Genomic DNA, 25985 nt, shown 5'->3' with positions numbered 1-25985 from the left:
TTGTTATTGATCTCGTCTTGCTTCTCATTAAACTGCAAGCTGCTTTTTACCTGCCGGGACGTTTTCATGGAGTTGCTTCACGTTGTTTATAAGCAGTATCGCTGGCCGTTTATTCTGGTTATTGCCCTCAGCCTTCTCAGTGCCGCGCTGGGAATTGGTCTGATTGCGTTTATTAACCGCGAACTGATCGTGACACTCAATTCTTCGGTGATGGTGTTACCGCAGTTTCTCGGCCTGCTGCTGCTGCTGATGGCGGTGACCCTCGGATCGCAGCTGGCGCTGACCCTGCTCGGCCACCATTTTGTCTATCGCCTGCGCGGCGAATTTATCAAACGTATTCTCGACACGCGCGTTGAGCGCATTGAGCAGATTGGTAACGCCCAGCTGCTGGCCAGCCTGACCAGTGATGTGCGCAATATCACCATCGCCTTTGTGCGTCTGCCGGAGCTGATTCAGGGCATCATTCTGACGCTGGGCTCTGCGGCCTATCTGGCCTGGCTGTCACCGAAAATGATGGTGGTGACCTCCGTGTGGGTGGCGGTGACGATTATCGGCGGCTGGCTGCTGGTGGCGCGGGTGTATCAGCATATGGCGGTACTGCGTGCGACAGAAGACCGCCTCTACCATGACTTCCAGATCATTATCGAAGGGCGCAAAGAACTGGCGCTGAACCGCCAGCGTGCGCAGCAGATCTTTGAAAACGTCTACGGTGAAGATGCCCGGACCTATCGCCACCATATTGTGCGGGCCGATACCTACCACCTCAGCGCCGTGAACTGGTCAAACATTATGATGCTGGGTGCCATTGGCCTGGCATTTTACCTGGCGAACAGCCTGGGCTGGGCGGATACGGCCGTGGCCGCGACCTATTCCCTGACCCTGCTGTTCCTGCGCACCCCCATGCTGTCGGCGGTGGGCGCACTGCCCACGCTGTTAACAGCGCAGGTGGCGTTTGACAAGCTGAACACCTTTAATCTGGCGGCTTATGAGGCTGAATTCCCCCAGCTGCCGGCGGCGAAAAACTGGCAGACGCTGGAGCTGCGCAATCTGGTGTTTCACTACGGCGACAACGGTTTTCACGTCGGCCCGGTGAATATGACCCTGAAGCGTGGTGAACTGGTGTTCCTGATCGGGGGGAACGGCAGCGGTAAATCCACGCTGGCGATGCTACTGACCGGGCTGTATCAGCCGGTGTCTGGCGAGATCCTGCTGGACGGACAAAGGGTAGACACTGAATCAATGGAGAGCTATCGCCGTCTGTTCTCGGCGGTATTTACCGACGTGCATCTGTTTGACCGCCTGATTGACGATCGCGGGCAGGCCGTTGATCCGGCGCTGGTACAAAGCTGGCTGGAACGGCTGAAAATGCAGGATAAGATCAAGCTGGAAGGCAATCGGGTGCTGAACCTGCAGCTGTCGAAAGGGCAGACCAAGCGCCTGGCGCTGCTGCTGGCGACCGCCGAGCAGCGCGACATTCTGCTGCTCGACGAGTGGGCCGCCGATCAGGATCCGCACTTCCGCCGTATCTTCTACCGTGAACTGCTGCCGTGGCTGCAGTCACTGGGGAAAACGGTGTTTGCCATCAGTCATGACGATCACTATTTCCTGCACGCTGACCGTCTGCTGGAAATGCGCGACGGAACGCTGACCGAGCTGACGGGCACCGAGCGTGATGCCGCTACCCTCGATGCGGTCAAGCGTACCGAGACGCTGGGGTAGTTTCAGGCAACGTCCGGGTTGCTGGCCGACCGGTACAGAGGGCCGGCCACCACGGCGGTCACTGTTGCCCTGCAGGGGACGACCCATTTCCCCGGTCGTCCCGTGCTGATGGTGTGAACGGTGGCGCAGGCTGGCCTCACAATACCTTCGCCAGAAAACGCCGCGTCCGCGGATGCTGCGGCTGGTTCAGCACCTGCCAGGCGCTGCCCTGTTCCACAATCTTCCCTTCGACCATAAACACCACGTTATCCGCAACTTCACGGGCAAAACCGATCTCATGAGTCACCACGACCAGCGTCCTCCCGGAGCGTGCCAGCTGTTTGATGGTGTCCAGTACCTCGCCGACCAGCTCCGGATCAAGCGCCGATGTCGGTTCATCAAACAGGATAACCTTCGGATTTAACGCCAGCGCCCGGGCAATCGCCACGCGCTGTTGCTGACCGCCGGAAAGATGGCGCGGCCATGCCCCGGCTTTATGCCGCAGGCCAACGGTGTCGAGCAGCTGTAACGCCCGTTCTTCTGCCGCCGCCCGCGTTAATTGCTTATGGGCCAGGGGCGCTTCGATAATATTTTCCAGCACCGTGAGATGAGGGAACAAATTGAAATTCTGGAACACATAGCCCACACCGATACGCTGCCGGAGGATCGCCTTCTCCTTCAGCTCATACAGCTTATTCCCTTTGCGCCGGTAACCAATGTAGTCACCATCAATGCGGATAAGCCCTTCATCCACCCGCTCCAGATGGTTGATGGCGCGCAGCAGCGTGGACTTCCCTGAGCCTGACGGCCCGAGGATCACCGTGACAGAGCCAGGGGGGAGTTCCAGCGATACCTCGTCCAGTGCCTTAAAACGGCCATAGCTTTTACTGACCCCGGCAATGGAAATATGACCCAGCGTGGCCTCACTGTGCAGATCGATAGCTTCAGACATTATGAGCTCCTGACGGGGGCGATGGCGGCATGCAGCCGGGTAGATGAGAGGCGGCTGACCGGCTCACGGGTGGCCCCGCGTGCCAGCCAGCGTTCAACGTAGTATTGCAAAACTGACAGCACGGTGGTGATCAGCAGATACCAGACTGCTGCTACCATCAGCAGCGGGATCACCTGTTGCGTGCGGTTATAAACCATCTGGATGGTGTAAAAGAGCTCCGGCATCGCCAGTACGTACACCATCGCAGTGCCTTTGGCGAGGCTGATAATTTCGTTAAACCCGGTCGGAATAATGGAACGCAGCGCCTGCGGCAGAATAATGCGCAGCGTGCGGCGAGAAGAGGGCAGACCCAGCGCAGCGGCCGCTTCAAACTGCCCCTGATCCACGCCGGTAATACCGCCACGTATAATCTCGGCGGTATAGGCTGCCTGCACCAGCGTCAGCCCGATCACCGCCGTGCTGAACTGCCCCAGGACATCAATGGTTTTATACTCCACCAGCGTCAACGGGGTAAAGGGAACGCCAAGTGACAGGGTGTCGTAGAGATAGGAGAAGTTATAAAGAATAATCAGTACCACGATCAGCGGCAGCGAACGGAACAGCCAGATATAGCCGAACGCCAGGCCGGAGAGCAACCAAGAGGAGGAGAGGCGGGCCAGCGCCAGCCCCACGCCCAGCAGAATACTCAGCAGGCTGGCGATCAGCGTCAGCAGCAGCGTCTGCCCGAGACCGCTGAGGATCGCGGGTGCAAAGAACCAGTGGGCAAATACCGACCATTCCCAGCGCGGATTAAAGGCGATGGACTGGATCACCACGGCCAGAATAAACAGGGCAACAACCGCCCCAACCAGCCGCAGCGGATAGCGGGCAGGCACCACGCGCAGGGTTTCATTCGGTTTCATGGGCGGCTCCTGACTCGGCGTGATGGTGAAGTGCTTTGGTAAAACGCAGGCGGCCATCGTAAGGCGGCAGGCTGTACTCTTCCGGGTCACGCTGCGTGTCGAACTGTGGCTGATAGCCGTGTGATAAATAGAGGCGTACCGCTTCCGGCTGACGAAATCCGGTGGTCAGATAAACCTGTCGGTAACCCGCCAGCCCGGCCCGTCGCTCCAGTTCAACCAGCACTTTCAGCGCCAGCCCCTGACGGCGCAGATCGCTGCGGGTCCAGATACGCTTTAATTCGGCCGTCTCCGCGTCGAAAGCCTTATAAGCCCCCATCGCAATAATGACCCCGTCGCGCTCCAGTACTACAAACATCCCCTGCGGGGGCAGATACCATTCGGTCAGTTCGACTTCGGCATCCCGGGCAAAAAAGTCACCGTAGCGGGCGCTGTATTCTCCGAAGAGTCCGTCAATAATAGATGCCAGCTCCGGTGCCTCCGGTGACAGCTGGCGAAATTGTTCATGGCTCATACTGACCTCCGTTAGTCACCCAGCCCCGGCGGGTTGATTTCAGAACGATCGAGGCGCTCGATACCCTCGCCCCAGCGGTTGAGGACTTTGTCGTACTCGCCGCCTTTGATCACGCCATTTAGCGCAGCGTTTACGGCGGCCACCAGCCCGTTGTCTTTTTTCAGTGTCACCGCGATATGTGCCGCTTTCGGCCAGCCGCCATCCACGGTGCCCACCCGTTTTGTTTTACCGGTCAGTGCGGCTTTCCAGGCACCAATGACGTTCGGCCCGAAATAGGCATCGGCACGACCGGACTGTAATGCCAGCGTCTGGGCCGCATCATCTTTCACGTAGTTAGGCGTGAACGGCTTCAGCCCTTTTTTCTGATTCTCTTCATCCCAGGCCAGCAGGATCGCTTCCTGATTGGTGCCGGAACCAACAATAATGCGCAGTCCGGCAATGTCTTCGGCTTTGGTCAGTGAAGTGATTTTGCTGTCCGATTTCACGTAGAAACCGAGGGAATCTTTGCGGTAGGTAGCGAAATCGAATTTTTCTTTGCGCGCTTTGGTGACGGTGACATTGGTGATGGCGGCATCATATTTGCCGGAGCTGACACCCAGCGGCCAGTCTTCCCAGGAGGTCGGCACCACGTTCAGCTCCAGCCCGAGGCTGTCGGCGACCAGGCGGGCGATATCCACTTCACTGCCCTGCAGGGTTTTGTTGTCATCAGAAAACAGGGTCAGCGGCGGGGAGTTCAGCGCGGCCACCGCCACGGTAAACTTGCCCGGCACGGCCAGTTTAAGGTTCTTCGGCAGCAGGGCCACCGCCTCGGGATTGACCGGCGCATGCACGGGCGCTGCATTCGCCTCGACGCTGATGCCGGTGCCATTAATGTTGACGGTTTCTGCGTTTGCCGTGGTGCCAAGCCACAGGGATGCACTGAGCAGGCCCAGTAATACGGATGTTTTTTTCATAGTGACTGACTCTTATTATGATGAAACTGCAGATGAAAAGGGCCGGTTACTGCCCGTTAAGCGATCTCATTAAGTGCCGCTTCCGCCAGCTGGCTGAAGTACCCGGCGGCTGGCGAGAGCAGGGCCTCATCCGGGTTAAAGCCAGGATGGTGCAGACCGAACTCGCTGTTGCTGCCGATGCTGACAAAGGTGCCCGGCGTGTTATGCAGATAAAAGGCAAAATCTTCGCCGCCCATTTGCAGCTCGGCCTCCTGCACGTCGTAACCCTGACGGGCAGCCACCTGCTTGCTGAATTCTGCCCAGTGCGCGGTGTTGATCAAGGCCGGCGGGCCGGGGTGCCAGTTCAGTTCAGCACGGGCACCCAGCCCTGCGGCAATACCGGTTATCAACTGACGCAGCCGCTGCGGTAGTTCGCTGCGGATGTCGTCGTTATGGGTGCGTACCGTGCCTTCCAGTACTACCTGCTGCGGCAATACGTTCCAGGTATTCCCGCCCTCAATACGCGTTACGCTGACCACCACCGACTCCAGCGGGCTGTAGCTGCGGCTGACCAGGGTCTGTAAGGCACTGACGATCTGACTGGCGATCACAATGGCATCCACTCCTTCCTGCGGACGGGCGGCGTGCGCACCCTTGCCGTACACGTTGATATCAAAACGGTCGACATTGGCGTAAAACGCACCGCCGCGCGTGGCAAAGGTGCCCACCGGCAGCTCCGGCGCATTGTGCATGCCGAAGATCGCCGCGACGCCCGCCAGCGCACCCGCATCGATCAGGGTCTTCGCGCCGCCGAAGCGCTCTTCTGCGGGCTGGAACAGCAGACGTACGCGGCCGGGCAGGCTTTTTTCCCGCGCTTTCAGCAGCCTGGCTGCGCCCAGCATTACGGCGGTGTGTACGTCGTGGCCGCAGGCGTGCATCACGCCCGGGTGCTGCGAACGGAACGGCACCGGCACGATCTCGTCAATGGGCAGGGCATCAATATCGGCGCGCAGGGCAATCAGTGGTTCACCCTCGCCAATCTCGGCCACTACGCCGGTGTTCAGTCCGAAAGGCAGCAGCCGGATCCCAGCCTCGTTCAGCCAGCCTGTGATGCGCTCCGTGGTGGCAAACTCCTCATTGGACAGTTCCGGGTACTGATGCAGTTCGCGGCGCCAGGCCACCAGCTGCCGGGTCAGAGAGAGGGTCATGGTTGGGCTCCTTAAGCGGCTACCGGCTGGTGGGTGGCCAGCAGTTGCAGGGATTTCAGGCGTGGTACACCGGCGGCAATCGGGATATCAATAATGAATTCTTCCACCCCGAAACGCTGATGCAGCGCGTCCAGCTGGTCGTGAACCTGTGCAGCAGTGCCTTTCAGTACGGCGGCTTCACGCGGTTCAATCCGGTGTTGTTTCGCACCGGACTGGCGGATAAAGGCTTCGGCCTGGGCCAGATTGCCCACCGTGACGCTCTGGCCGTTATCTACATGTACGCGGAAGTGCTGTAAATCGGCCGCCAGCAGATCGGCTTCCGCTTCGCTATCGGCAACGATGATCTGCACGGCCAGCAGCGCAGATTGCCCCTGGCTGAGCGTGCGGAAAGCCGTCAGTGCGCGGTCCAGTTCCTGCCTGTCTCCATTCAGGTGGGCAGCAAAGACAAACTGCCAGTTCAGCTCTGCGGCCAGCTGAGCGCTGGCTTCACTGGCTCCCAGCAGAAAGCGGGTTGCCGGACGCGGAGGCAGCGGCGTCGCCAGTAACGGATCTTCACCTTCAGGGGCAGGGGAGGCCGTCAGCCACTGATCCAGCGCGCGTAGCTGGCTGGCAAAGTCTCCCTTCACGTCGGGGTCAATACCCTGTTGCAAGGCTTTCGTGGACAGCGGCAGCCCGCCGGGAGCTTTACCGATGCCAAGATCGACCCGGCCCGGGGCCAGGGAGGCCAGCAGATTGAAGTTCTCTGCCACTTTATACGGACTGTAGTGCTGCAACATCACGCCGCCGGAACCCACTCGAATGTGACGGGTGTGCGCCAGAATCCAGGCGATCAGTATTTCCGGCGACGGGCTGGCCAGCGACGGGGTGTTATGGTGCTCTGCCAGCCAGATGCGATGATAGCCGAGCGCCTCTGCGCGCTGTGCCAGCGCCAGGGTTCGTGCCAGCGCCGTCACGGCGGTTTCGCCCTCGGCAAGCGGACTCTTATCCAGTAAGCTCAGTCGGTAAGCCATAATGCGTCCTTGAACGGTATCAGTTGCCGGCAATTATTGAAGCCGCACCCGCCGCTGTAAAACAACAATTCTGGCTTAGATCAGTTCAGAAATGGGATTGGGGGCTTATGCCGGGAACTGGCAAAGGCTGTGCAAAATGGATATTTTGCCGGGCAGAAAGCGTCAGGTTTAATAGAGGTCCACTTCACAGAGGAACAGATGATGAATGGTATCTGGCTGCACTTCACGCGATTCTTTCAGGCACCCTCAGGTATGGCCACGCTGGACAGCTGTCGGGTGATCGAAGCAATGATGCCGATGGGTGAACTGTATGGCGTTCATCTGCACGATCTTCCTCCGCTGCAACAGCGCCCGGATGAATCGCGTTAATTTTCCGTCGACGACGAGGCGGTAACCCAGGTCATCACGCGATCGGCGTGCAGCAGGGCTCTGCCTTCGAAGATGCGCCCGACGGTCATTGTCGGGGAAAATGTTTGTGTCAGGCGCAGACGGAGATACTGCAAATCCCCAGTGCAGGCCACTATCTCCGCGGCGCTGAAATCCATAAACTGCTTTATCTGCGGATAGAGCGCCTTATACAGACTCTCTTTCACTGAGAACGCCACCGTCAGCGCGGTGGCGAAGGGCACCTCACACTGCGCCAGCCGCTTTTTTTCCCCATCATCGATGAACATTCTCCCGGTTTCGCGGGCCATCTCTTCCGTCATGATCGTTTCACAGTCCACGCCCGGCATCACGTCCTGACGCGGCGTCAGCAGAGCACATATTTGCTGATGGGTATGAGACAGAGAGCCGTTAACACCCTGCGGCCAGCGCGGAGCGCGATCCGGCCCGTTACTCAATATAAAATCCGCAATCCCCCAGCTGGCCAGCGCCTGTTGCAGGCCGTAGCGGCTGGCGAGGTATTCCGCACGACGCTTTTTAACCGCACGCTGCAGGTGATCAGGTGGCGGAATATTCAGCTGGCCAAACAGAGATTCATTAAAATGAGCGACGTCATAACGCACGTCCAGCAGGCTGATATCTGGGGTGTCAGGCAGCGGTTGCAGCGAAAAGTCAGTAATAAAGGGGGAGGAGGACGAAATGTTCAGTGCAGACATAGCCACTAACCTGTGCAAAAACGATAAATTATTTAAACAGGTTAGTGGCTGGATATCAAAAAACGCCTGGAATTAATGATTCGGTGGGATCGCGAAGCTTTTCAGCGATACGACAAAATGGTCATGCCCTTTGGAGATTTTGGCACCGCGATCGCACCACTGGCTGGCAAGCCGGAAAAAATCGTCACTGTCGATATCATAAGCCAGCTCCACCTTACTAATACCTGAGTGGAGCAGCTCTTCCGCATCTTTGAAGCTCTTAGCTTTAATCATTGCCATTTGAGTTATCTCTGTCTACACAATGCCATAAAAGTGTAACGACAGCGTATGATATTACTGTGACAGTTTTGTTGCAGAGACAGAGATTGAGAGTTTCGCCACGTTTTACGGCGGGGATTTCCTGCCCGGTGACGAATAATCGCCTGTAAAAACAGCAGGGAAGCTCTCCGGTGGCGAAACGCTGATGGTAAAACAGTCAGTCGAGGGTGATTAACCGTTGCTCGATTTTTGCTCCTGGCATCATCTGCTGCAGGCCGTCGACCAGTTCATCGCCGGCGCGGTGCAGTGCGTCCAGTGGCATCTCCGGCAGACTTTCCAGAATAAACCACATCTGCCGGGCGCTGGCATCTAACCGCGTGCGAACGCCCTGGCGCCAGTTCCAGCGGCGGCAGGTCACGCCGACGTCATCACACCAGATCACTTCCCCGGCTTCTGCCGTTTCATACACCGGCTCACCGTCTTTTAGGGTGTCAAACTGCTCTGTCCCTTCCGCAACGATCAGTCTGGGCTGGCCGACATAGGCGGCACTGTTTTCCCCGCCCACCGGCAGCGCATATTTAATGCTGATTGCATTATACAGATCCACGACCGGGTCGATGGCGGGTAGGGTGCCGTCTTTCAGAACGCGCTTGCGTAAGGCTTCCGCCGAACAGGGTGTGCGTTTGGGTTTAGCGCCAAAGGCTTTGAAGACCTCAGACCAGGCGCTGAGATGCGCCCCGGCCCAGGGGGCATCGACCAGCACGCCCTGACAGGCGGCGGCCAGGGCCTGCTGGCCGATGGCCGCATTCACCAGCGGGGCGGCCTCAACCACGATACTCAGCGCCCTGAAGTGGGGGGCGATGGTGGCAATGTCGGGATGGATTGACGGGTGGATGTTAAGCATCAGATAATCCTGTAATGACTATTTTATTGCATGGTAATGACTAATGACGGGAAAAGTCAATATATCGACTTATTCGGGCGCTGATGTGAAATCGGTGAGCCACGCGCTGGCCGCCAGAATAAAAAATTTCCGTAAGCTGCAAAAATTTACCCTCGATGAGTTATCACGTCGGGCAGGCGTCAGTAAAGGGATGCTGGTTGAAATTGAAAAGGGCACAGCCAACCCCAGTATTGCCATCTTATGCAAAATCTCTGCTGCGATGGGCCTATCAGTGGCGGATATTGTCGATGTCGCGGGTAAACCGGCGGTCCATCTTGTTAAGCAGGATGAGATCCCGGTGCTGTGGCGGGGCGATCGCGGGGGGACGGCACGGCTACTGGCCGGGACCAGTGGGCCAGATATGGTCGAGCTCTGGCGCTGGGAGATGTATCCCGGGGAGCTTTTTTCTTCTCCCGGACACCCCGCAGGCACATTCGAGTTGTTCCATGTTGAGGAAGGAACATTAACCCTTCAGGTGGACGGTACAGAATTGAGGATAGAGAAAGGCTGTGCCGCTGTAGCCAGAACTGACGCCCCCCACCATTATACCAATGCCGGTAACACCACACTTATGTTCACCATGACAGTAGCAGAGCGACAGAAATAAAGACGTTTCTGTTTGTCCGGTTTACCCGCCGGACATTTTTCTTACGTAAAAGCACGATCTGAATTTTCTGTGTTTTAACCCCTGCAAAAGTCAGTCTGTTAATAAGCACGCTGTGGGCGGTACTGCTCACTTCTGAACCTCGTCTGAAGAGCCTTATTGTCACCCCGCTCGTGCAAGCGATGTGGGGTGAGTGGGCTAATTTCATACTGACGAAGAGGGGCTAAGCCTGCTGGTGGGCGGCAGCGCGGCATTAATGCAAACATAGTGACTTATTTGTGACTTTCATCACGATTTATTGACTTTAATCAAGAGATACATTCATAACAAGGCTTAGATTAGTCAGTGGTTAGTGATTGCACTGACTTAATATAATCAGAGGCTAAAGTCATGAATGGTAAAGTGTTAGCAATGTGTGCTGTATCTCTTTTTTCTGTCTCTGCGGGCGCACAAATGTCCCTGAGCGAGGCTAATGCTAATGCCGATCGGCAGACAGAGAATGTCCATGCTGTCCAGTTGCACAGCGGCACAAACAGCGCCGCTGCCCTGCAGGCTGGCGCAGTCGCTGGCCAGGCAAGCGTACAGCGTCAGCAGGTCAGTCAGCAGGATTTTGGTGCCTACAGGCGCCAGCAGGTTCAGGACGCCCATCAGAAAACGTTTGGACAAGCTTATACGGACGCGAAAAATGAAGTGAACCAGCCAGCCAGTCAGCCGTCTTCGGGTTATGGTCAGTCTTATACGGACGCGAAAAATGAAGTGAGCCAGCCAGCCAGTCAGCCGTCTTCGGGTTATGGTCAGTCCTATACGGACGCGAAAAATAATCAGTCTGCTGGCTGGGTCCAGCAGCCGGGTAACATCACCAATCCGCAGGGTAATCCGGTCTCAATGGTGAATAGGGTGAAAAATGACCCTACCGGCACGCCGGTCTCAATGGTCGCGGGTGTTAAGCAAGATCCTACGGGTAAACCGGTGACGGGCGGTATGCCTTCTTCCGTACAAACTCAGATGCAGGGGATTCAAGCTTCCCTGACCGCCACTAAATATGCGGCGGCTACGATCAATGTTGCGGCATCTTCTCTGCAGCCGACCACACAGGTTAACCCGGTCTCAATGGTCGCGGGTGTTAAGCAAGATCCTACGGGTAAACCAGTGACGGGCGGCATGCCTTCTTCCGTACAAACTCAGATGCAGGGGATTCAGGCTTCCCTGACAGCCGCTAAATATGCGGCGGCTACGATCAATGTTGCGGCATCTTCTCTGCAGCCCACCACGCAGGTTAACGTGACGCTGGCAGGGGTGACCAAAACGTTACCTGCGTCTGTCCTGGCCCCTGACGTCCAGGTTGCGGTACCGCATATCCCCGCGTTGATCCATGAAGGTCGTGGTAACGGTGTCAGCCATGACAAGGCGACAGGTCGGGTTAGCGGCGATAATCGTGGCAGTGACAACGCTCACAGCCATGCTTTCGGTGGGCACGGTTACGGTGCGGATAACAGCCGTTCAGAGGGGTTCGGCGGGCATTCACATTTCCACTGATAAAGGTGTTTTCCCACGGATAAAACGGGCTTTAATTCGGCGTGATTGGATAAATAGTCACAATGGTTTGAGGCCAGTGGTCGGGCAGGGTTTGACGCTGAGTAAACCCTGTCAAGGCAGTGGCAAGTGCCACAATGCGGACCCGGGTCGGAAAGGTGGTGATACAGGGAGGTTACTGTGGGGAAGGTAAAAATTGGTCGGCACGGAGAGATTTGAACTCTCGACCCTCGCCACCCCATGACGATGCGCTACCAGGCTGCGCTACGCGCCGACGTTGAAACTATATTACTGAACTTCTTCCTGAATGCAAGATGCTAACGTCTTGACTGCTTTAGATTTATACAGTTAATCGGCAATAAAGCGTTTTTCGTCCGTCAGAACCTGAAGCAGAAGCGCCAGCTGGGGTTTATGATCCTTCAGTTTCTGTCCCTGTAAATTCCATGCGGCATAGTTGCCATTGTTATCCAGCACCAGCGTCTCCTGAGGTGTCGTTATCAGCAGTTGATGGTTGGTGCTGCTGGCCACCCAGTTGTGGCGGCGCTGAGCGGCAAACAAATCTTCGCCCTGTGAATAGTCCGCGGCTGGCGTACTGACATGCAGGAGGCGCTGCATCAGGGTGGTCATAATATCCTGATGGTCGGTCAGCTTATTGATGGTCTGCGCCGGTGTCTGCGGCCAGTGAACCACCAGCGGCACCTGCAACATTTCCCGGTTTCCCTGACCTGCTTCGCCATCCAGCACCACGCCGTGCTGGGCAGTGATCACCACCACGGTATTGGCCAGTAATCCTTTCTGCTCCAGCGTGGTCAGCACATTCTGGATCTGCTGGTCGACGCTGGCTGCTGCGCGGTTGTAGCGTCGTGCATTGTACTTCTCTGCGGCATCGCTGTCGTCAGAGGTGGACAGCGACAGATAGGAGAACCACGGCGTATCTTCGCTTTTATGCCCTTCCAGCCAGCGCTGCCACTGACGGGTGGTTTCCGCATTCGACTGGCTCTGCGTTGCCGGTAAAGAGAAGTCGGTGAGCAGAGCCTGACGATAGAGCGGCGAGTTAAAGCCATCGCTGGCAAACAGACCGAACTGATAACCCTGCTGCCCCAGCGCGTTAATCAGCGTGGACGGGATGCGCGATGACAGCACACCGTCCATATAGCTTGGCGAAATGCCGTAAAACAGCCCGAACAGCCCGGTATCTTCACTGGTACCAGAGCTGAAATGCTGGCTGAAGCGCACGTTGCTCTCGGCGAAGCGTGTCAGGTTTGGCAGTGACTTCGTCATAGACGCCTCATTCAGGCCGTCAACGGTGATCACCAGCAGGTTATTACGCGTGCCTCTGTCCCGGAAGGTAATGTCATTCAACGGGTAGGCAACGGACACGGCTTCAGGATTACCCTGCTGCACCAGGCGGCGCTGATACTCCTGCGCATCCAGCAGGCCGTGTTTTTCCAGAAACCGCCGCGCGGTCATCGGATAAGAGAGGGGCAGGTTAGAACGCTGCATGGTCACAGGACGATAGAAATTGGCGTCGGCCCAGATGTACATCAGGTGGCTGGCAAAGAAGGCGCTGATAAACAGTGCGGCCAGCGGTTTACCAAAACGGCGGCGATTCAGGCTGCGCAGCTTCTGCCAGCTCCAGGTGGCGAACAACATTTCGACCAGGAAGATAGCCGGAACGCTGATAAACATCAGCTGCCAGTCACGCGCCATCTCACTTTGATCGGGGTTGACCACCAGTTCCCAGACTACCGGGTTGAGGTGCAGGTGGAAGCGGGCAAACACCGCGCTGTCGACCAGGATCAGCGTCATTCCGGCGGTAGCGATAATCGCCGAGAGAAAACGCAGCAGCCGCTGCGACATCACCACGAATGTGAGCGGGAAAACAATCAGCAAATAGGCGGCGAAAACAATAAAACTGAAATGGCCAATCCAGCTGCTGAAGGCGTAAATGCGTCCGGCCAGCGAGGCTGGCCAGTCGGAAACGAACAGGTAACGGCTGCCCAGAATGAAGGCAAAAATGATGTTAAACAGGGCGAACCAGTGCCCCCAGCTAATCATCTGGGAGACTTTTTCACGGTAGCGCTGCCGATTTGTTACCATATTAGGATCAGGATCGTCTCATCAGTGGGCTTTGTCATCGCGTACCGAAGCCTGCAGGGCCTCGGCAAACGAACGTGCCATCGCCTGGCGTTGTGCCGGCGCCACGCTGGTATTCAGTAAGTTGGTCACCATATTTCCCAGAACCATCAGGGAAAGATCGGTTGGGGTCTGGTTTGTTTCCAGGACCTGGACCATTTCTGCGAGGATCTTCTCCACGCGCTCGTTGCTGTAGCGGGATGATTGTGCCATAACGTCTATTTTATTACTGAGGTTTAAAAAGCGCTATCTTACCGTAAGGACGCGCTTTTTTCTGCTTTTTTATCGCAAAGAAACGCGAATGAACTGCACATCATTCTGGCAGTTGATCGAAAGGGCGCACAGTGATTGAATACGCGCCTGTGTCTAAAGGAGAGTTTACCATGAGTCTGGATATCGCCCAGATTGCCCTTCACCAGATGATCAAGCGCGACGAACAGACGCTGGAACTGGTTCTGCGTGATTCACTGCTACCGTCCAATGCGCCGGTAACGGCAATGATGGAAGAGCTGCATCGGGTTTACAGCGCCAAGAGCAAAGCCTATGGCCTGTTCAATGAGGAGAGCGAGCTGGCCGATGCGCTGCGCAACTGTCGTAAGGGTGAAAATGACTTCCTTGCTTTCAGCCGCGCCGCCAGTGCGCGACTGCGCGACGAGCTCAGCAAATATCCGTTCGCGGAAGGTGGCGTGGTGTTGTTTGGCCACTATCGCTATCTGGCGGTGGAGTACCTGCTGATTGCGGTACTGAGCAGCCAGAACAGCATGCGTGTTAACGAAGAGCTGGATATCAGCAGCACCCACTATCTGGATATCAACCATGCCGATATTGTGGCGCGCATCGATCTGACCGAGTGGGAAACCAACCCGGAGTCAACGCGCTATCTCACCTTCCTGCGCGGACGGGTAGGGCGCAAGGTTGCCGATTTCTTTATGGATTTCCTCGGTGCCAGCGTCGGGCTGGACACCAAAGCGCAAAACCGGGGTCTGCTTCAGGCGGTTGATGATTATTGCGCAGAGGCCAGCCTGGATAAAAACGAGCGACAGAATTATCGTCAGCAGGTGTCGGCCTACTGCAATGAGCAGCTTAAATCCGGTGAGGAGATCGCGCTCAAAGAGCTGTCTGACGAGCTGGCTCCGCTGGGGGAGAAAACCTTCCAGGCCTTTACCCAGGAGCAGGGCTATGAGCTGGAGGAGAGCTTCCCGGCCGACCGTGGCACGCTGCGCCAGCTGACTAAATTTGCCGGTAGCGGCGGCGGGCTGACGCTTAATTTCGATGCGATGCTGTTAGGTGAGCGTATCTTCTGGGATCCGGCCACGGATACCCTGACCATCAAAGGTACGCCGCCTAACCTGCGTGACCAGCTACAGCGCCGCACCAGCGGCAAATAACCGACCCGTTACCCGGGTGGCGGGCCTGCTTTTGCGGCCCGCTTCGCATTCTGTTGTCGCAATGAGCGGAAAAGGTCATCTTCTGCCGCAGCGCAAGGCAAACCGACCGGGCTGCTTCAGACGAAAAAAAACGCCGCATAAAGCGGCGTTTTTTTCACATCAAACGAACGAGCGATTAAGCGCGAACGAAGTCGATGTGGTGCAGTTTTGGCTTGAACGGGTGACGCTGAACAGCCTGCACTTTTACTTTGGTTTCTTTGCCATCAACAACCAGGGTCAGAACTTCGTCGTAGAAACCAGGCTTCGCCTGCAGGTTCAGTACGGAGTCGTGGTCCAGTTCGATAGCAACAGCTGCTTCATTTCCGCCATAGATGATGGCCGGGAATTTGTTAGCTAAACGCAGGCGGCGGCTCGCACCCTTGCCCTGCTCTTTACGAGCTTCAACATTAATAGTGAACATTTTTAAGTCTCTTCAAGTTTTATTCCTGCTACAGGCGACCCAGCAACAGGTGGAGTGTTCAGCTTTTGTCCGGCAGAGCCAGGCAAAAGCGGGCGGGATTATACCCGGCTTTGCCCATACAGGCAATGTAATACGTCATAATGCAGGCAGCGCCACGCCGGAAGCCCGTTTTAGCGCAATTCGTTCGCCCGCCGAAAGCGTCCTTGATAATCGAATACTTTCTCACGAATCTGCCAGAAATGGCGCTGTTTACGCGCAACGACAAAATCGGGGTGGCGCAGCAGCGGCTGGAGCGCGAGAATATCAGCGGCGTTCTTCCACCCCAGCGGGACCCCAGGGGCACGCTGATGAGGGCGCAGGAACAGCTGCTCAAAGGCGGTGCGCTGGGCCGGGGTTTTCAGTCGGAAACGTTCGCTGACCTCCGTGGCCTCTTCATCAAAGTAGCGCGCCTTGAGCCATTCTCCCTGGGCATCACTGCCGCTTTCCAGCACCATCGCAGCGCAGCGCAGCACCAGAGCGTCCTTCAGCTTCAGCGCGGCTTTCAACATATCATCCGGGTCGACCAGAATGGCATCGCACTCCCGGCAGCGCCGCGCGGCAATATCATTTTCAGCGTGACAGTGCGGACAGTTTTTAAAGCGAAAACGGTAGTCGCACTGTTCGCGCTGCCCGTCATCGTCTTCCAGCACCCCCTGACAGCGACGGCCAAAATGTTCGATAATCGTGCCATCTTCAGTCGCCTTTCCCCAAAAGGTGTTGGCAAAGCCACAGCCCGGACAGAAGACCTGTACCGGCTGGTTGTCGCTTTTTCCCTTCGGTGCGCCCACTTCAGGCGTAAAAAGATCGTGAGGGTTTCCGGCATAATCGAGGATCAGACAGTCGGTCTTACCCGGGCTCAGGCGCAGCCCGCGCCCGACAATTTGCTGATACAGGCTGACCGATTCGGTCGGACGCAGAATCGCGATCAGGTCGACATGCGGGGCATCAAATCCGGTTGTCAGCACGGCAACGTTCACCATGTAGCGTAGTTCGCGGGCTTTAAATGCGGTAATCATGGCATCACGCTCCGCGGCAGGCGTACCGGCGCTGATCAGCGCTTTGCTGCCGGGCAGCAGACCGAGTACTTCGCGGGCATGTTCGACCGTCGCGGCGAAAATCATTACCCCTTCGCGCTGTTGGGCGAATTCCACAATCTGCTGGATGATATGTGGGGTGATACGCTGTTGCTGCCTGAGCTCTCGATTCAGGTCCGCCTCGCTGAACAGGCCATTTTCCTGCGCCTGCAAACGGCTGAAATCGTACTGTACCACCGGCATATCCAGCCGCTCAGGCGGGACCAGGAAGCCATGCTTAATCATATAGCGCAGCGGCAGCTCATAAATACAGTCACGGAAGAAAGCGCGTTCGTTGCCTCTGACCATACCGTGATAATGAAACTGATAAATCCAGCCTTTCCCCAGCCGGTAAGGGGTGGCGGTCAGTCCCAGCAGCCGCAGTTGCGGATTGTGCTGACGCAGCTGATTGATAATTTGCTGATACTGGCTGTCTTCCGCATCGCTGATACGATGGCACTCATCGATGATCAGCAGGGAGAACTCTGCGCTGAACTGTGCCAGATTCCGGGCGACGGACTGCACGCTGCCAAAGACCACTTTGGCCTGGCTCTCTTTACGCTGTAGTCCGGCGGCGAAGATATCGGCCTCCAGCCCGTAAGCCTGATATTTAGCATGGTTCTGAGCAACCAGCTCTTTGACATGAGCCAGCACCAGCACGCGTCCACGCGCCACGCGCGCCAGTTCCGCGATCACCAGGCTTTTGCCCGCCCCGGTGGGCAGGACGATCGCCGCAGGCTGGGAGGAGTGGCGGAAGTAGCTGATAGTGGCATCAACGGCTTCCTGCTGATAGGGGCGTAAGGTAAACGACATGAAGACCTGTAAAGCAGCAACAAAGGGACATTATGCCATGAAAGCGCCATAAGAATACGATACCCTCTGTGCCTCAGTGGCTTCTGCCGCTATACTTGTGGCTTATCTGTTGACGTCTCCATTCCCGATGAGCGCCCTGCGCCACATCATAAGACGATTATCGTCCGTTTCCATTCCAAACTAATTACAGGCAGTGCAGAGTTAATGCGACTTGATAAATTTATATCCCAGCAACTGGAAGTCAGCCGTGTCATCGCCGGGCGTGAGATTCGTGCAAAGAAAGTGACCGTAGACGGTGACGTTGTACGCGATAGTGCATTTAAACTGAGCCCGGACAGCGCGGTTGAATATGATGGCAACCCGCTGCAACAGCAGCACGGCCCGCGCTACTTTATGCTGAACAAGCCGGTGGGCTACGTCTGTTCTACAGAAGATCCGGATCATCCTACGGTGCTGTTCTTCCTGGAGGAACCCTCGGCCTACAAGCTTCATGCCGCCGGACGCCTGGATATCGACACCACTGGTTTGGTGCTGATGACCGATGACGGTCAGTGGTCACACCGCATCACCTCTCCGCGCCACCACTGCGAGAAAACCTATCTGGTGACGCTGGAATCCCCGCTCAGTGATGACACTGCGCAGCAGTTTGCTGACGGGGTTCAACTGCATAATGAAAAAACGCTGACCAAACCGGCAACGCTGGAGGTGATCGACCCGCACCAGGTTCGCCTGACGATCAGTGAAGGGCGCTATCACCAGGTCAAACGGATGTTTGCTGCCGTTGGTAATCACGTTGTCGGACTGCATCGTGAGCGCATCGGTGCCATTCAGCTCGATGCTGACATGGAACCCGGCGAGTACCGGCCGTTAACGGAAGAAGAAATTGCCAGCGTCGGACTGACGCGCTAGTTAACTTTTTGTCGATCAAAGGGGCAGTGCGTGGCAAAAGATAAAAACTCGTCCACCGGGTTAGTGGTGATCCTCGGCCTGCTGGCCATGCTGATGCCGCTGTCGATCGATATGTATCTTCCGGCCTTACCGCAGATTGCGCGTGAGTTCTCGGTCCCGGCGGGCAGCGTTCAGATGACGCTGAATGCCTATATCCTCGGCTTTGCGCTGGGCCAGTTAATTTACGGACCGCTGGCAGACAGTTTTGGCCGCAAGCCGGTGATCGCGGCGGGAACGCTGATCTTTGCCATTGCCGCCGCCGCCTGTGCGCTGGCACAAACCATCGATCAGCTGATCACGCTGCGTTTCCTGCACGGCCTGTCGGCGGCGGCGGGCAGCGTGGTGATCAGCGCCCTGATGCGTGACAGCTACTCGAAAGAGGAGTTTTCACGGATGATGTCCTTTGTCATGCTGGTGACGACCATCGCGCCGCTGCTGGCGCCGATCGTCGGCGGCTGGATGCTACTGATCTGGAGCTGGCACGCGATTTTCTGGACGATCTCTGCCGCAGCGGTGGTCACCACGCTGCTGGTAGTGACCCAGATAAAAGAGACGCTGCCAAAAGAGAAGCGGCAGCCCTTCAGTCTGCGAACCACGCTGCGTAACTTCCTGTCGCTTTTCCGTCATAAGCGCGTGTTCAGCTATATGCTGGCAAGCGGATTTTCGTTTGCCGGGCTGTTTTCCTTCCTGAATGTCGGGCCGTTTGTCTATATAGAACTGAACCATATATCGCCGCAGGACTTTGGCTATTACTTTGCCCTGAACGTGGTATTCCTGTTCCTGATGACGCTGCTGAACAGCCGCTGCGTACGCCGCTTTGGCCCGCTGGTGATGTTCCGTTTTGGTCTGCTGATCCAGTTCTCGATGGGGGTCTGGCTGGTGGTGGTCAGCGCGCTTAATCTTGGCTTTTTACCGCTGGTATTTGGCGTGGCGATGTTTATCGGCTGCGTGGCGATGGTCTCCTCCAACGCGATGGCGGTGATACTGGAGGAGTTCCCCCACATGGCCGGAACGGCATCCTCGCTGGCAGGGACGCTACGCTTTGGCGTCGGAGCGCTGGCGGGAGCACTGCTGTCGACCTTTACCTTCACCAGCGCCTGGCCGATGGTAGGCGCGATCTTTATCTGCGCCACGGTTTCAATCCTGCTGTTTATCTACGCTTCACGCCCTCGCCATACCCAGGCCGCTGGCTGACTCCGCATCAGGGCGACGACGTATCGTCGCCCTGCACGCGCAGGCTGCCTCGCCATGTTGCTTATTTGTAAAAACCTTACCTGAAAAAAGTAACAATATCGGTTTAAAAACGATTGTTATCGCCTCACGAACGCGGTAAAAGTAACAAATAAATGAGATCTTGCTCTCAAAAAAAGGCCGGAGACAGGTTTTTTTTCGTCAGCCGGTCACTGTCTGCAGGGTAAATAGTACCAGTTATTAGTAGCTTGAACGGCTAGTGCGAAATGATGATTTACCTTGTGAATTATTTGTGAAAAAATTGTTTAAAAATCGCTCTGGGGAACCCTGTTGAATACGCTACAACATTCGGTGGTACATCGTTTGCCGCAACGCTATCGCTGGTGCGCCAGCCCCATCGGGCAGGTGATCGAAGCGCAGGCGCTGAACGGGCTGAACAGTGAAGATGACCTGATAGGGCTGCGTCTGCTGAGTCATGACGGTGCCTGTGCGTGGGAAATCATGCAAAAAATTGAAGCTGCGCTGGCTGAGATCCAACTGGCCTGTTCCGTTGTCGAGTGGGAAGGGGAACCCTGCCTGTTTGTGCATCGCGACGATGAGTCCGCCACCACCTGCCGGCTGAAAAGCTTCGGCGTGGGTATTGCCGAACCTTTTCTTATTGACCGTCGTGCCTGAACGTCTGTCCCTCAGGCCAGTGCCAGCAGCTGTTGCGTATAACTCTGCTGCGGTGCGCTGAAAATCGCCTCACACCCGCCCTGTTCCACCACTTCTCCCTGACGCAGTACCACCACCTGATGGCACAGCGACCGCACCACGCGCAGATCGTGACTGATAAAGATATACGCCAGTCGGTGCTGCTGCTGAAGCTTTTTCAGCAGTGCAAGGATCTGCTTCTGCACCGATCGATCAAGGGATGAGGTTGGCTCATCAAGGATGATCAGTTGCGGCTGCAGGATCAGCGCGCGGGCAATCGCGATGCGCTGGCGCTGACCGCCGGAAAACTCGGACGGATAGCGTTGACGTGTATCCGGATCCAGCCCAACATCCTGCATGGCGGTGATCACCCGCGTCTCGCGTTCGGCTGCGTTCAGCTCAGGGTGATGTACCTGCAGGCCTTCGGCAATAATCTGCAATACGTTCAGCCGGGGATTCAGTGACGAGTTGGGATCCTGGAACACCACCTGGATCTGACGGCGTACCGGCAGCATTTCCCGGCGGTTCCACCGGTGCAGCGGCTGCTGGTTAAACCAGATTTCACCCTCCGAGTGCAGCAGGCGCAGCAGGGCCAGTCCGGTCGTGCTTTTACCGGAGCCTGACTCGCCCACCAGGCCGAGGCTTTCGCCCGGCCGCAGGGTAAAACTGAGGGATTTCAGAGCGTGATGGTAGCCCACCGTGCGCCTCATCAGCCCCTGCTTAATCGGAAAGGCGACAGCCAGATTTTCCACGCGCAACAGCGGCTCTGCGTGCGCATCTGCCGGGTCAGGCTGTCCTTCGGGTTCGGCATTCAGCAGCTGCTGGGTATAGGCGTGCTGCGGGGCGCTGAACAGCTGGCGAGTGGTATTGTGTTCTACCGCCTGCCCGTTGCGCATCACGGTGACGCTGTCTGCCAGACGCTGAACAATATTCAGGTTATGCGTAATAAACAACAGCCCCATATTGAGCTCCTGCTTCAGCTCTTTCAGCAGCGTGAGGATCTGTGCCTGCACGGTGACATCCAGCGCGGTAGTAGGCTCATCTGCGATCAACAGTTCGGGCTGGGTCAGCAGCGCCATCGCAATCATCACGCGCTGGCGTTCGCCGCCGGAAAGCTGATGCGGGAAATCGTTCAGGCGGCTGGCTGCCTGACGGATGCCGACGCGATCCAGACAGGTCAGCATTTCGGCCCGCGCCGCCTCACGGCGCATTCCGCGATGCAGTGACAGTACCTCGTACAGCTGTTTTTCAATGTTGTGCAGTGGGTTAAGCGATACCATCGGCTCCTGGAAGATCATCGCGATGCGATTCCCCCTCAGCCCGCGCAGCGTGCGTTCATCGGCGTGCAGCACACTCTGTCCGTCAAAGAGAATATCCCCCTGCGGGTAAACCACTGGCGGAGTGGGCAGCAGGCGCATCACCGACAGGGCAGTCACGCTTTTTCCTGAACCGGACTCGCCCACCAGCGCCAGCGTTTCACCGGCGTCCACCGACAGGGACAGCCCGTCCACTACCCGGCGCTCTTCGCCGCCCTGGCGAAAAGCAATACTGAGATCCTGAATGGTAAGCAGCGCCATATCAATACACCTTGCTCGGGTCAAAGGCGTCGCGTACCGCTTCACCAATAAAGATTAACAGCGACAGTAGGATCGCCAGTGAGAAGAACGCGGTCAGGCCCAGCCACGGTGCCTGCAGGTTATTTTTGCCCTGTAACAGCAGCTCACCCAGCGAAGGCGATCCCAGCGGCAGGCCAAAGCCGAGGAAATCCAGTGAGGTCAGGGTGGTAATCGACCCGCAGAGAATAAAGGGCAGGTAGGTCAGGGTCGCTACCATGGCGTTTGGCAACATATGCCGGGACATAATGCGCCAGTCGCTGACCCCCATCGCCTGTGCAGCCCGGATATAGTCAAAGTTACGGGTGCGCAGGAACTCTGCCCGCACCACGCCCACCAGGCCCATCCAGCCAAAGAGCACGGTGATACCCAGCAGCCACCAGAAACCCGGCTGTATCACGCTGGAGAGCAGAATAATCAGGAACAGGGTGGGCATTCCAGACCAGACCTCGATAAAGCGCTGTCCCCACAGGTCGACCCGGCCGCCAAAGTAGCCCTGCACCGCCCCGGCAAAAATGCCTATCACGCTGGAAGCTACTGTCAGCATCAGCCCGAACAGCAGTGAGATGCGTGTGCCATACAGGATGCGTGACAGCACGTCGCCGCCGTTAGCATCCGTGCCTAACCAGTTTTGCGCTGACGGTGGCGAAGGGAAGGGCACCGTGCTGGCAAAATTAATCGTATCATCACCAAAGCGGATCGGGGCCCAGAGTGCCCAGCCGCTCTGACTCAGACGGGATTTCAGCCAGGGATCCTGATAGTCGGCCGGGGTTGCCAGCGGGCCACCGAAATCGCTCTCCTGATACTTCACCAGCAGCGGGAAGTAAGTGCGGTCCTGATAATGCACGATTAACGGCTTATCATTGGCCAGCAGCTCCGCGCCCAGGCAGACAATAAACAGCACGGCAAAGATCCACAGTGACCAGTAGCCCCGACGGTTATGGCGAAAACGCGCCCAGCGCGCCTGATTAATCGGGTTTAAACGGCTCATGAGCGGCCCTCGAAATCAATGCGCGGGTCAACCAGCGTATAGGTAATATCGCTGAGAATATTCAGCAGCAGGCCAATCAGAGTAAAAATATACAGCGTGCCGAACATCACCGGATAATCGCGCTGAATGGTAGCATCGTAGCCCAGCAGCCCGAGGCCGTTGAGGGAGAACATCACTTCAATCAGCAGTGAACCGGTGAAAAACATGCTGATAAAGGTGGCAGGGAATCCGGCGATGACTAACAGCATGGCGTTACGGAAGACATGGCGGTAGAGAATTTTTTTCTCGTCCAGCCCTTTAGCCCGGGCGGTCACCACATACTGCTTGCGGATTTCATCCATAAACGAATTTTTCGTCAGCATGGTGAGGGTGGCGAAGCCGCCGATGACCGTTGCCAGCACCGGCAGGCAGATATGCCAGAGATAGTCGGTCACTTTGCCATACCACGGCAGGCTGTCAAACTGCGGCGAGACCAGCCCGCGCAGTGGGAACCAGTCAAGGTAGCTGCCCCCGGCAAACACCACAATCAAGATAATACCGAACAGGAAAGACGGAATAGCATAGCCGATGATGATCAGCGTGCTGCTCCACATATCAAAGGCGCTGCCGTTGCGCACCGCTTTTTTTATCCCCAGCGGGATCGACACCAGGTAGATAATGAGTGTGCTCCACAGCCCGAGCGTGACCGAGACCGGCAGGCTCTCTTTGATCAGCTGGATCACTGAACTGCTGCGGAAAAGACTGTCGCCGAAATCAAACCGCACGTAGTTCCACAGCATGGTGAAGTAACGCTCATGCAGCGGCTTATCGAAGCCGTAACGACGGGTAATTTCTGCGATGACTTCAGGGTCAAGGCCGCGTGAACCGCGATACTCACCCTCTCCCGGGGACGCATTGAGGGCGCTGCGGCCGTGAGCCGATCCTTCCCCGGCGGCACCCGGCATCCCGGTAGTCTGGCCGAATTCAATATTGGCAATCGCCTGATCCACCGGGCCGCCCGGCGCGATCTGCACAATAAAAAAGTTAATGGTGATAATCGCCCACAGTGTAGGGACGATCAGCAGTAATCGACGAAGTAAATAAGCACCCACAGTCAGACTCCTTAGCGACGTTGCGCCGGCAACTGTGCGGCTTTGTTGACATCGTACCACCAGTTATCGAAACCCTGCGCATAGGTCGGGCGCGTCACGGGCATCGAAAACTTGTTCCAGTAGGCATAACGGTCGTTGGCGGTATACCACATCGGTATCATGTAATAGTTCCACAGCAGGACACGATCCAGAACCCGGCCCAGCGTCAGCAGCGCCGGGGCATCGCCCTGATGCTGGTTAATGCGGGCGATCAGATCGTCAATCAGCGGGCTGCTGACGCCTGGCGTGTTGTAGCTGGAATCCATATAAGCGGTTGCCCAGTAAAACTGCAGGCCGGTATCCGGAGTCGGGAAAGCGGAGTAAACGGTTGGCAGCATATCAAAGTCACGTTTGCGCAGGCGTGCCAGATACTGCGAACTGTCCACCTGGCGTACTGACATGGTGATCCCGACACGTGACAGATTATGCTGGAAAGGCAGCACCCACTGGTCATTACCGCCGCTGCGCAGCAGCAGTTCAAAAGCAAAAGGCTTGCCGGTTTTGACGTTCACCAGGCGCTGATTTTTCAGCTCCCATCCCGCCTGCTTCAGCAGTGACAGCGCCTGGAGTAATTTGGGCCGGTCGTAGCCGGAACCGTCAGAGGTTGGTGGCTGATAGATCTGGTCTATCACCTCTGGTGGATACTGCCCCTTCAACGGGCCGAGGATTTCCAGTTCTTTAGCATCCGGGTAGTGACGCGCCGCGTATTCAGTATTCTGGAAATAGCTGTCCACACGTTTGTAGGCGTTATAAAACAGCGCTTTGTTCATCCATTCAAAATCAAACAGCAGGGACAGGGCTTCCCGCACCCGGCGGTCGGCAAACTGAGGTTTTTGCGTGTTAAATGCCAGCCACTGGGTATTGGTTGCCACCGTGTTAGGCAGCTCTTCTTTGCGGATATAACCGCGATCGAAGTTAGTGCCGGTGTACTGAGTGGCCCACTTTTTCGCCGCCCCTTCGGTGCGGAAATCAAACGCACCGGCTTTAAAGGCTTCAAACGCCACGTTATCGTCCAGATAATAGTCATAGCGGATGGTATCGAAGTTATAGCGACCTTTATTGACCGGCAGATCCGCCGCCCAGTAATTTTTTACCCGGGAATAGGTGATCGACTGGCCCACTTTATAAGCGGTGATCTGATAGGGGCCACTGGATAACGGCGGCGCAGGCAACGGTTCGCCGAGGTTATGATCCTTCCAGAATTTTTCCGGAAATACCGGAGAGGCGAGCAGAGACAGTATCTTATCGCGGTCACCTTTTGGCAGATCGAAGCGCACGGTGAGGCGGGAGAGGGCTTTTGCCGTGACGCCTTTATAGAACACACGATACTGCGGCACGCCCTGGGTCATAAACATGTGGAAAGTGAAGGCCACATCCGCTGCAGTAATGGGTGAACCATCCTGAAAACGTGCGCGGGGATTGATTGTCACTTCCACCCAGCGAAAATCATCAGGGTAGCGGGCAAACTCCGCAATCAGTGGATACAGGCTGCCCACTTCGTCATCCGAGGAGGTAAACAGGTGGTCATAGAGTGATTCGGTGCCGACGCCCGGGCTGCCGCGCATCGCGAAGCGGTTGAAATTATCATAGGTACCGATGGCCGACAGGGTGACTCTGCCGCCTTTCGGCGCAGCCGGGTTGGCATAATCAAAATGGGTGAAACCCCCGGCATACTTCGCTACGCCGAGCTGGGCAAAACTGTCACTTTGATTGATTTTCTCGGCCTGCACGCTGGCCGCAAACAGGCTGACGATGACTAAGACAAAACACCGCATAATCATGGTTCAACAGACTCCCACCTGAAACAAATTGGTTAATTTCGCCAGCCTGGCAGTAAAACCACGATGACACAATGATAT

The 25985-nt window shown here is 56.7% G+C and carries 24 protein-coding genes, 1 tRNA gene and 1 pseudogene; 8 read left to right on the top strand and 18 right to left on the bottom strand.

What is annotated here, in order from left to right:
- Nucleotides 1-66 precede the first annotated feature (66 nt).
- On the top strand, nt 67-1719 hold the full coding sequence (locus IFU29_RS05380) for a multidrug ABC transporter permease/ATP-binding protein (protein WP_191932978.1): 1653 nt from the start codon (nt 67-69) through the stop codon (nt 1717-1719).
- Nucleotides 1720-1855: 136 nt separating this feature from the next.
- Here IFU29_RS05380 and IFU29_RS05375 read toward each other — a convergent pair whose 3' ends face one another.
- The 6 genes and pseudogenes from IFU29_RS05375 to IFU29_RS05350 all read right to left on the bottom strand — a co-directional run bounded on the left by IFU29_RS05375 (nt 1856) and on the right by IFU29_RS05350 (nt 7213).
- Nucleotides 1856-2650, bottom strand: coding sequence for an amino acid ABC transporter ATP-binding protein (locus IFU29_RS05375; protein WP_191932977.1), 795 nt, complete (start codon nt 2648-2650; stop codon nt 1856-1858).
- Nucleotides 2650-3552 (bottom strand): amino acid ABC transporter permease, encoded by a 903-nt coding sequence (locus tag IFU29_RS05370; RefSeq protein WP_191932976.1) that lies wholly within the window; start codon nt 3550-3552, stop codon nt 2650-2652. The genes IFU29_RS05375 and IFU29_RS05370 overlap by 1 nt, the downstream gene beginning before the upstream one ends.
- Complete coding sequence (locus IFU29_RS05365) at nt 3539-4063, bottom strand: GNAT family N-acetyltransferase (RefSeq protein WP_191932975.1); 525 nt, start codon at nt 4061-4063, stop codon at nt 3539-3541. The genes IFU29_RS05370 and IFU29_RS05365 overlap by 14 nt, the downstream gene beginning before the upstream one ends.
- Before the next feature lie 11 nt (nt 4064-4074).
- Nucleotides 4075-5028 (bottom strand): annotated as a pseudogene (locus IFU29_RS05360) (ABC transporter substrate-binding protein); the annotation flags it as partial.
- 44 nt (nt 5029-5072) lie between these two features.
- Nucleotides 5073-6203 carry an amidohydrolase gene (locus IFU29_RS05355; RefSeq protein WP_191932973.1) on the bottom strand — a complete coding sequence of 377 codons (1131 nt, stop codon included), beginning with the start codon at nt 6201-6203 and terminating at the stop codon, nt 5073-5075.
- A gap of 11 nt (nt 6204-6214) precedes the next feature.
- Complete coding sequence (locus IFU29_RS05350; RefSeq protein ID WP_191932972.1) at nt 6215-7213, bottom strand: LLM class flavin-dependent oxidoreductase; 999 nt, start codon at nt 7211-7213, stop codon at nt 6215-6217.
- Between the two features lie 198 nt (nt 7214-7411).
- Here IFU29_RS05350 and IFU29_RS05345 point away from each other — a divergent pair, with 198 nt between their 5' ends.
- Complete coding sequence (locus IFU29_RS05345) at nt 7412-7582, top strand: hypothetical protein (protein ID WP_191933145.1); 171 nt, start codon at nt 7412-7414, stop codon at nt 7580-7582.
- Here the strand turns inward: IFU29_RS05345 and IFU29_RS05340 are convergent.
- From IFU29_RS05340 to IFU29_RS05330, 3 genes are all read right to left on the bottom strand, one after another.
- Entirely contained in the window at nt 7579-8313 is a 735-nt protein-coding gene (locus IFU29_RS05340; protein ID WP_191932971.1) for a 4'-phosphopantetheinyl transferase family protein, read from the bottom strand. The genes IFU29_RS05345 and IFU29_RS05340 overlap by 4 nt on opposite strands.
- A 72-nt stretch (nt 8314-8385) precedes the next feature.
- Nucleotides 8386-8592 (bottom strand): hypothetical protein, encoded by a 207-nt coding sequence (locus IFU29_RS05335; RefSeq protein ID WP_137269784.1) that lies wholly within the window; start codon nt 8590-8592, stop codon nt 8386-8388.
- Nucleotides 8593-8788: 196 nt separating this feature from the next.
- Nucleotides 8789-9475 (bottom strand): B3/B4 domain-containing protein, encoded by a 687-nt coding sequence (locus IFU29_RS05330; RefSeq protein ID WP_191932970.1) that lies wholly within the window; start codon nt 9473-9475, stop codon nt 8789-8791.
- 43 nt (nt 9476-9518) lie between these two features.
- Between IFU29_RS05330 and IFU29_RS05325 the strand changes: the two genes are divergently transcribed.
- Entirely contained in the window at nt 9519-10121 is a 603-nt protein-coding gene (locus tag IFU29_RS05325) for a helix-turn-helix domain-containing protein (protein ID WP_191932969.1), read from the top strand.
- 450 nt (nt 10122-10571) lie between these two features.
- On the top strand, nt 10572-11654 hold the full coding sequence (locus IFU29_RS05320) for a hypothetical protein (protein ID WP_191932968.1): 1083 nt from the start codon (nt 10572-10574) through the stop codon (nt 11652-11654).
- Between the two features lie 194 nt (nt 11655-11848).
- Here the strand turns inward: IFU29_RS05320 and IFU29_RS05315 are convergent.
- The 3 genes from IFU29_RS05315 to IFU29_RS05305 form a co-directional block, all read right to left on the bottom strand.
- A tRNA-Pro gene (locus IFU29_RS05315) sits at nt 11849-11925 on the bottom strand.
- A 74-nt stretch (nt 11926-11999) separates the two neighbouring features.
- The gene (gene yejM / locus IFU29_RS05310; protein WP_191932967.1) at nt 12000-13751 is read right to left on the bottom strand and encodes an LPS biosynthesis-modulating metalloenzyme YejM; all 1752 of its coding nucleotides are present in this window, start codon (nt 13749-13751) and stop codon (nt 12000-12002) included.
- A 21-nt stretch (nt 13752-13772) separates the two neighbouring features.
- A complete protein-coding gene (locus tag IFU29_RS05305; RefSeq protein WP_191932966.1) occupies nt 13773-14000 on the bottom strand; it encodes a YejL family protein in 228 nt (75 codons plus the stop codon).
- Nucleotides 14001-14170: 170 nt separating this feature from the next.
- Between IFU29_RS05305 and yejK the strand changes: the two genes are divergently transcribed.
- Nucleotides 14171-15175 (top strand): nucleoid-associated protein YejK, encoded by a 1005-nt coding sequence (yejK, locus tag IFU29_RS05300; RefSeq protein WP_191932965.1) that lies wholly within the window; start codon nt 14171-14173, stop codon nt 15173-15175.
- A gap of 175 nt (nt 15176-15350) precedes the next feature.
- Here the strand turns inward: yejK and rplY are convergent, their stop codons facing one another.
- Nucleotides 15351-15635 (bottom strand): 50S ribosomal protein L25, encoded by a 285-nt coding sequence (gene rplY / locus IFU29_RS05295; protein ID WP_191932964.1) that lies wholly within the window; start codon nt 15633-15635, stop codon nt 15351-15353.
- A 170-nt stretch (nt 15636-15805) separates the two neighbouring features.
- A complete protein-coding gene (locus tag IFU29_RS05290; RefSeq protein WP_191932963.1) occupies nt 15806-17560 on the bottom strand; it encodes a DEAD/DEAH box helicase in 1755 nt (584 codons plus the stop codon).
- Between the two features lie 204 nt (nt 17561-17764).
- Between IFU29_RS05290 and rsuA the strand changes: the two genes are divergently transcribed.
- From rsuA to IFU29_RS05275, 3 genes are all read left to right on the top strand, one after another.
- Entirely contained in the window at nt 17765-18469 is a 705-nt protein-coding gene (rsuA, locus tag IFU29_RS05285; protein ID WP_191932962.1) for a 16S rRNA pseudouridine(516) synthase RsuA, read from the top strand.
- A gap of 30 nt (nt 18470-18499) precedes the next feature.
- Nucleotides 18500-19702 (top strand): Bcr/CflA family multidrug efflux MFS transporter, encoded by a 1203-nt coding sequence (locus IFU29_RS05280; RefSeq protein ID WP_191932961.1) that lies wholly within the window; start codon nt 18500-18502, stop codon nt 19700-19702.
- A 327-nt stretch (nt 19703-20029) separates the two neighbouring features.
- Nucleotides 20030-20374 carry a YejG family protein gene (locus IFU29_RS05275; RefSeq protein ID WP_244633618.1) on the top strand — a complete coding sequence of 115 codons (345 nt, stop codon included), beginning with the start codon at nt 20030-20032 and terminating at the stop codon, nt 20372-20374.
- Nucleotides 20375-20385: 11 nt separating this feature from the next.
- On the opposite strand, the gene yejF is transcribed toward IFU29_RS05275, so the two are convergent.
- From yejF to IFU29_RS05255, 4 genes are read right to left on the bottom strand one after another with little or no spacing between them, the layout of a single operon-like run.
- The gene (yejF, locus tag IFU29_RS05270) at nt 20386-21969 is read right to left on the bottom strand and encodes a microcin C ABC transporter ATP-binding protein YejF (RefSeq protein ID WP_191932960.1); all 1584 of its coding nucleotides are present in this window, start codon (nt 21967-21969) and stop codon (nt 20386-20388) included.
- 1 nt (nt 21970) lies between these two features.
- Nucleotides 21971-22996, bottom strand: coding sequence for a microcin C ABC transporter permease (locus IFU29_RS05265; RefSeq protein ID WP_191932959.1), 1026 nt, complete (start codon nt 22994-22996; stop codon nt 21971-21973).
- Complete coding sequence (locus tag IFU29_RS05260; RefSeq protein WP_191932958.1) at nt 22993-24087, bottom strand: microcin C ABC transporter permease YejB; 1095 nt, start codon at nt 24085-24087, stop codon at nt 22993-22995. Before IFU29_RS05260 ends, IFU29_RS05265 begins: the two co-directional genes overlap by 4 nt.
- Nucleotides 24088-24098: 11 nt before the next feature.
- Nucleotides 24099-25907, bottom strand: coding sequence for an extracellular solute-binding protein (locus IFU29_RS05255; protein WP_191932957.1), 1809 nt, complete (start codon nt 25905-25907; stop codon nt 24099-24101).
- Nucleotides 25908-25985 lie beyond the last annotated feature (78 nt).

Origin of the sequence: Erwinia persicina, from assembly GCF_014838825.1 — a bacterium.
Taxonomy (GTDB): domain Bacteria; phylum Pseudomonadota; class Gammaproteobacteria; order Enterobacterales; family Enterobacteriaceae; genus Erwinia; species Erwinia persicina_A.
Note: the sequence above shows the minus strand (reverse complement) of the source record. Positions and strands in the feature narration are given on the sequence as shown.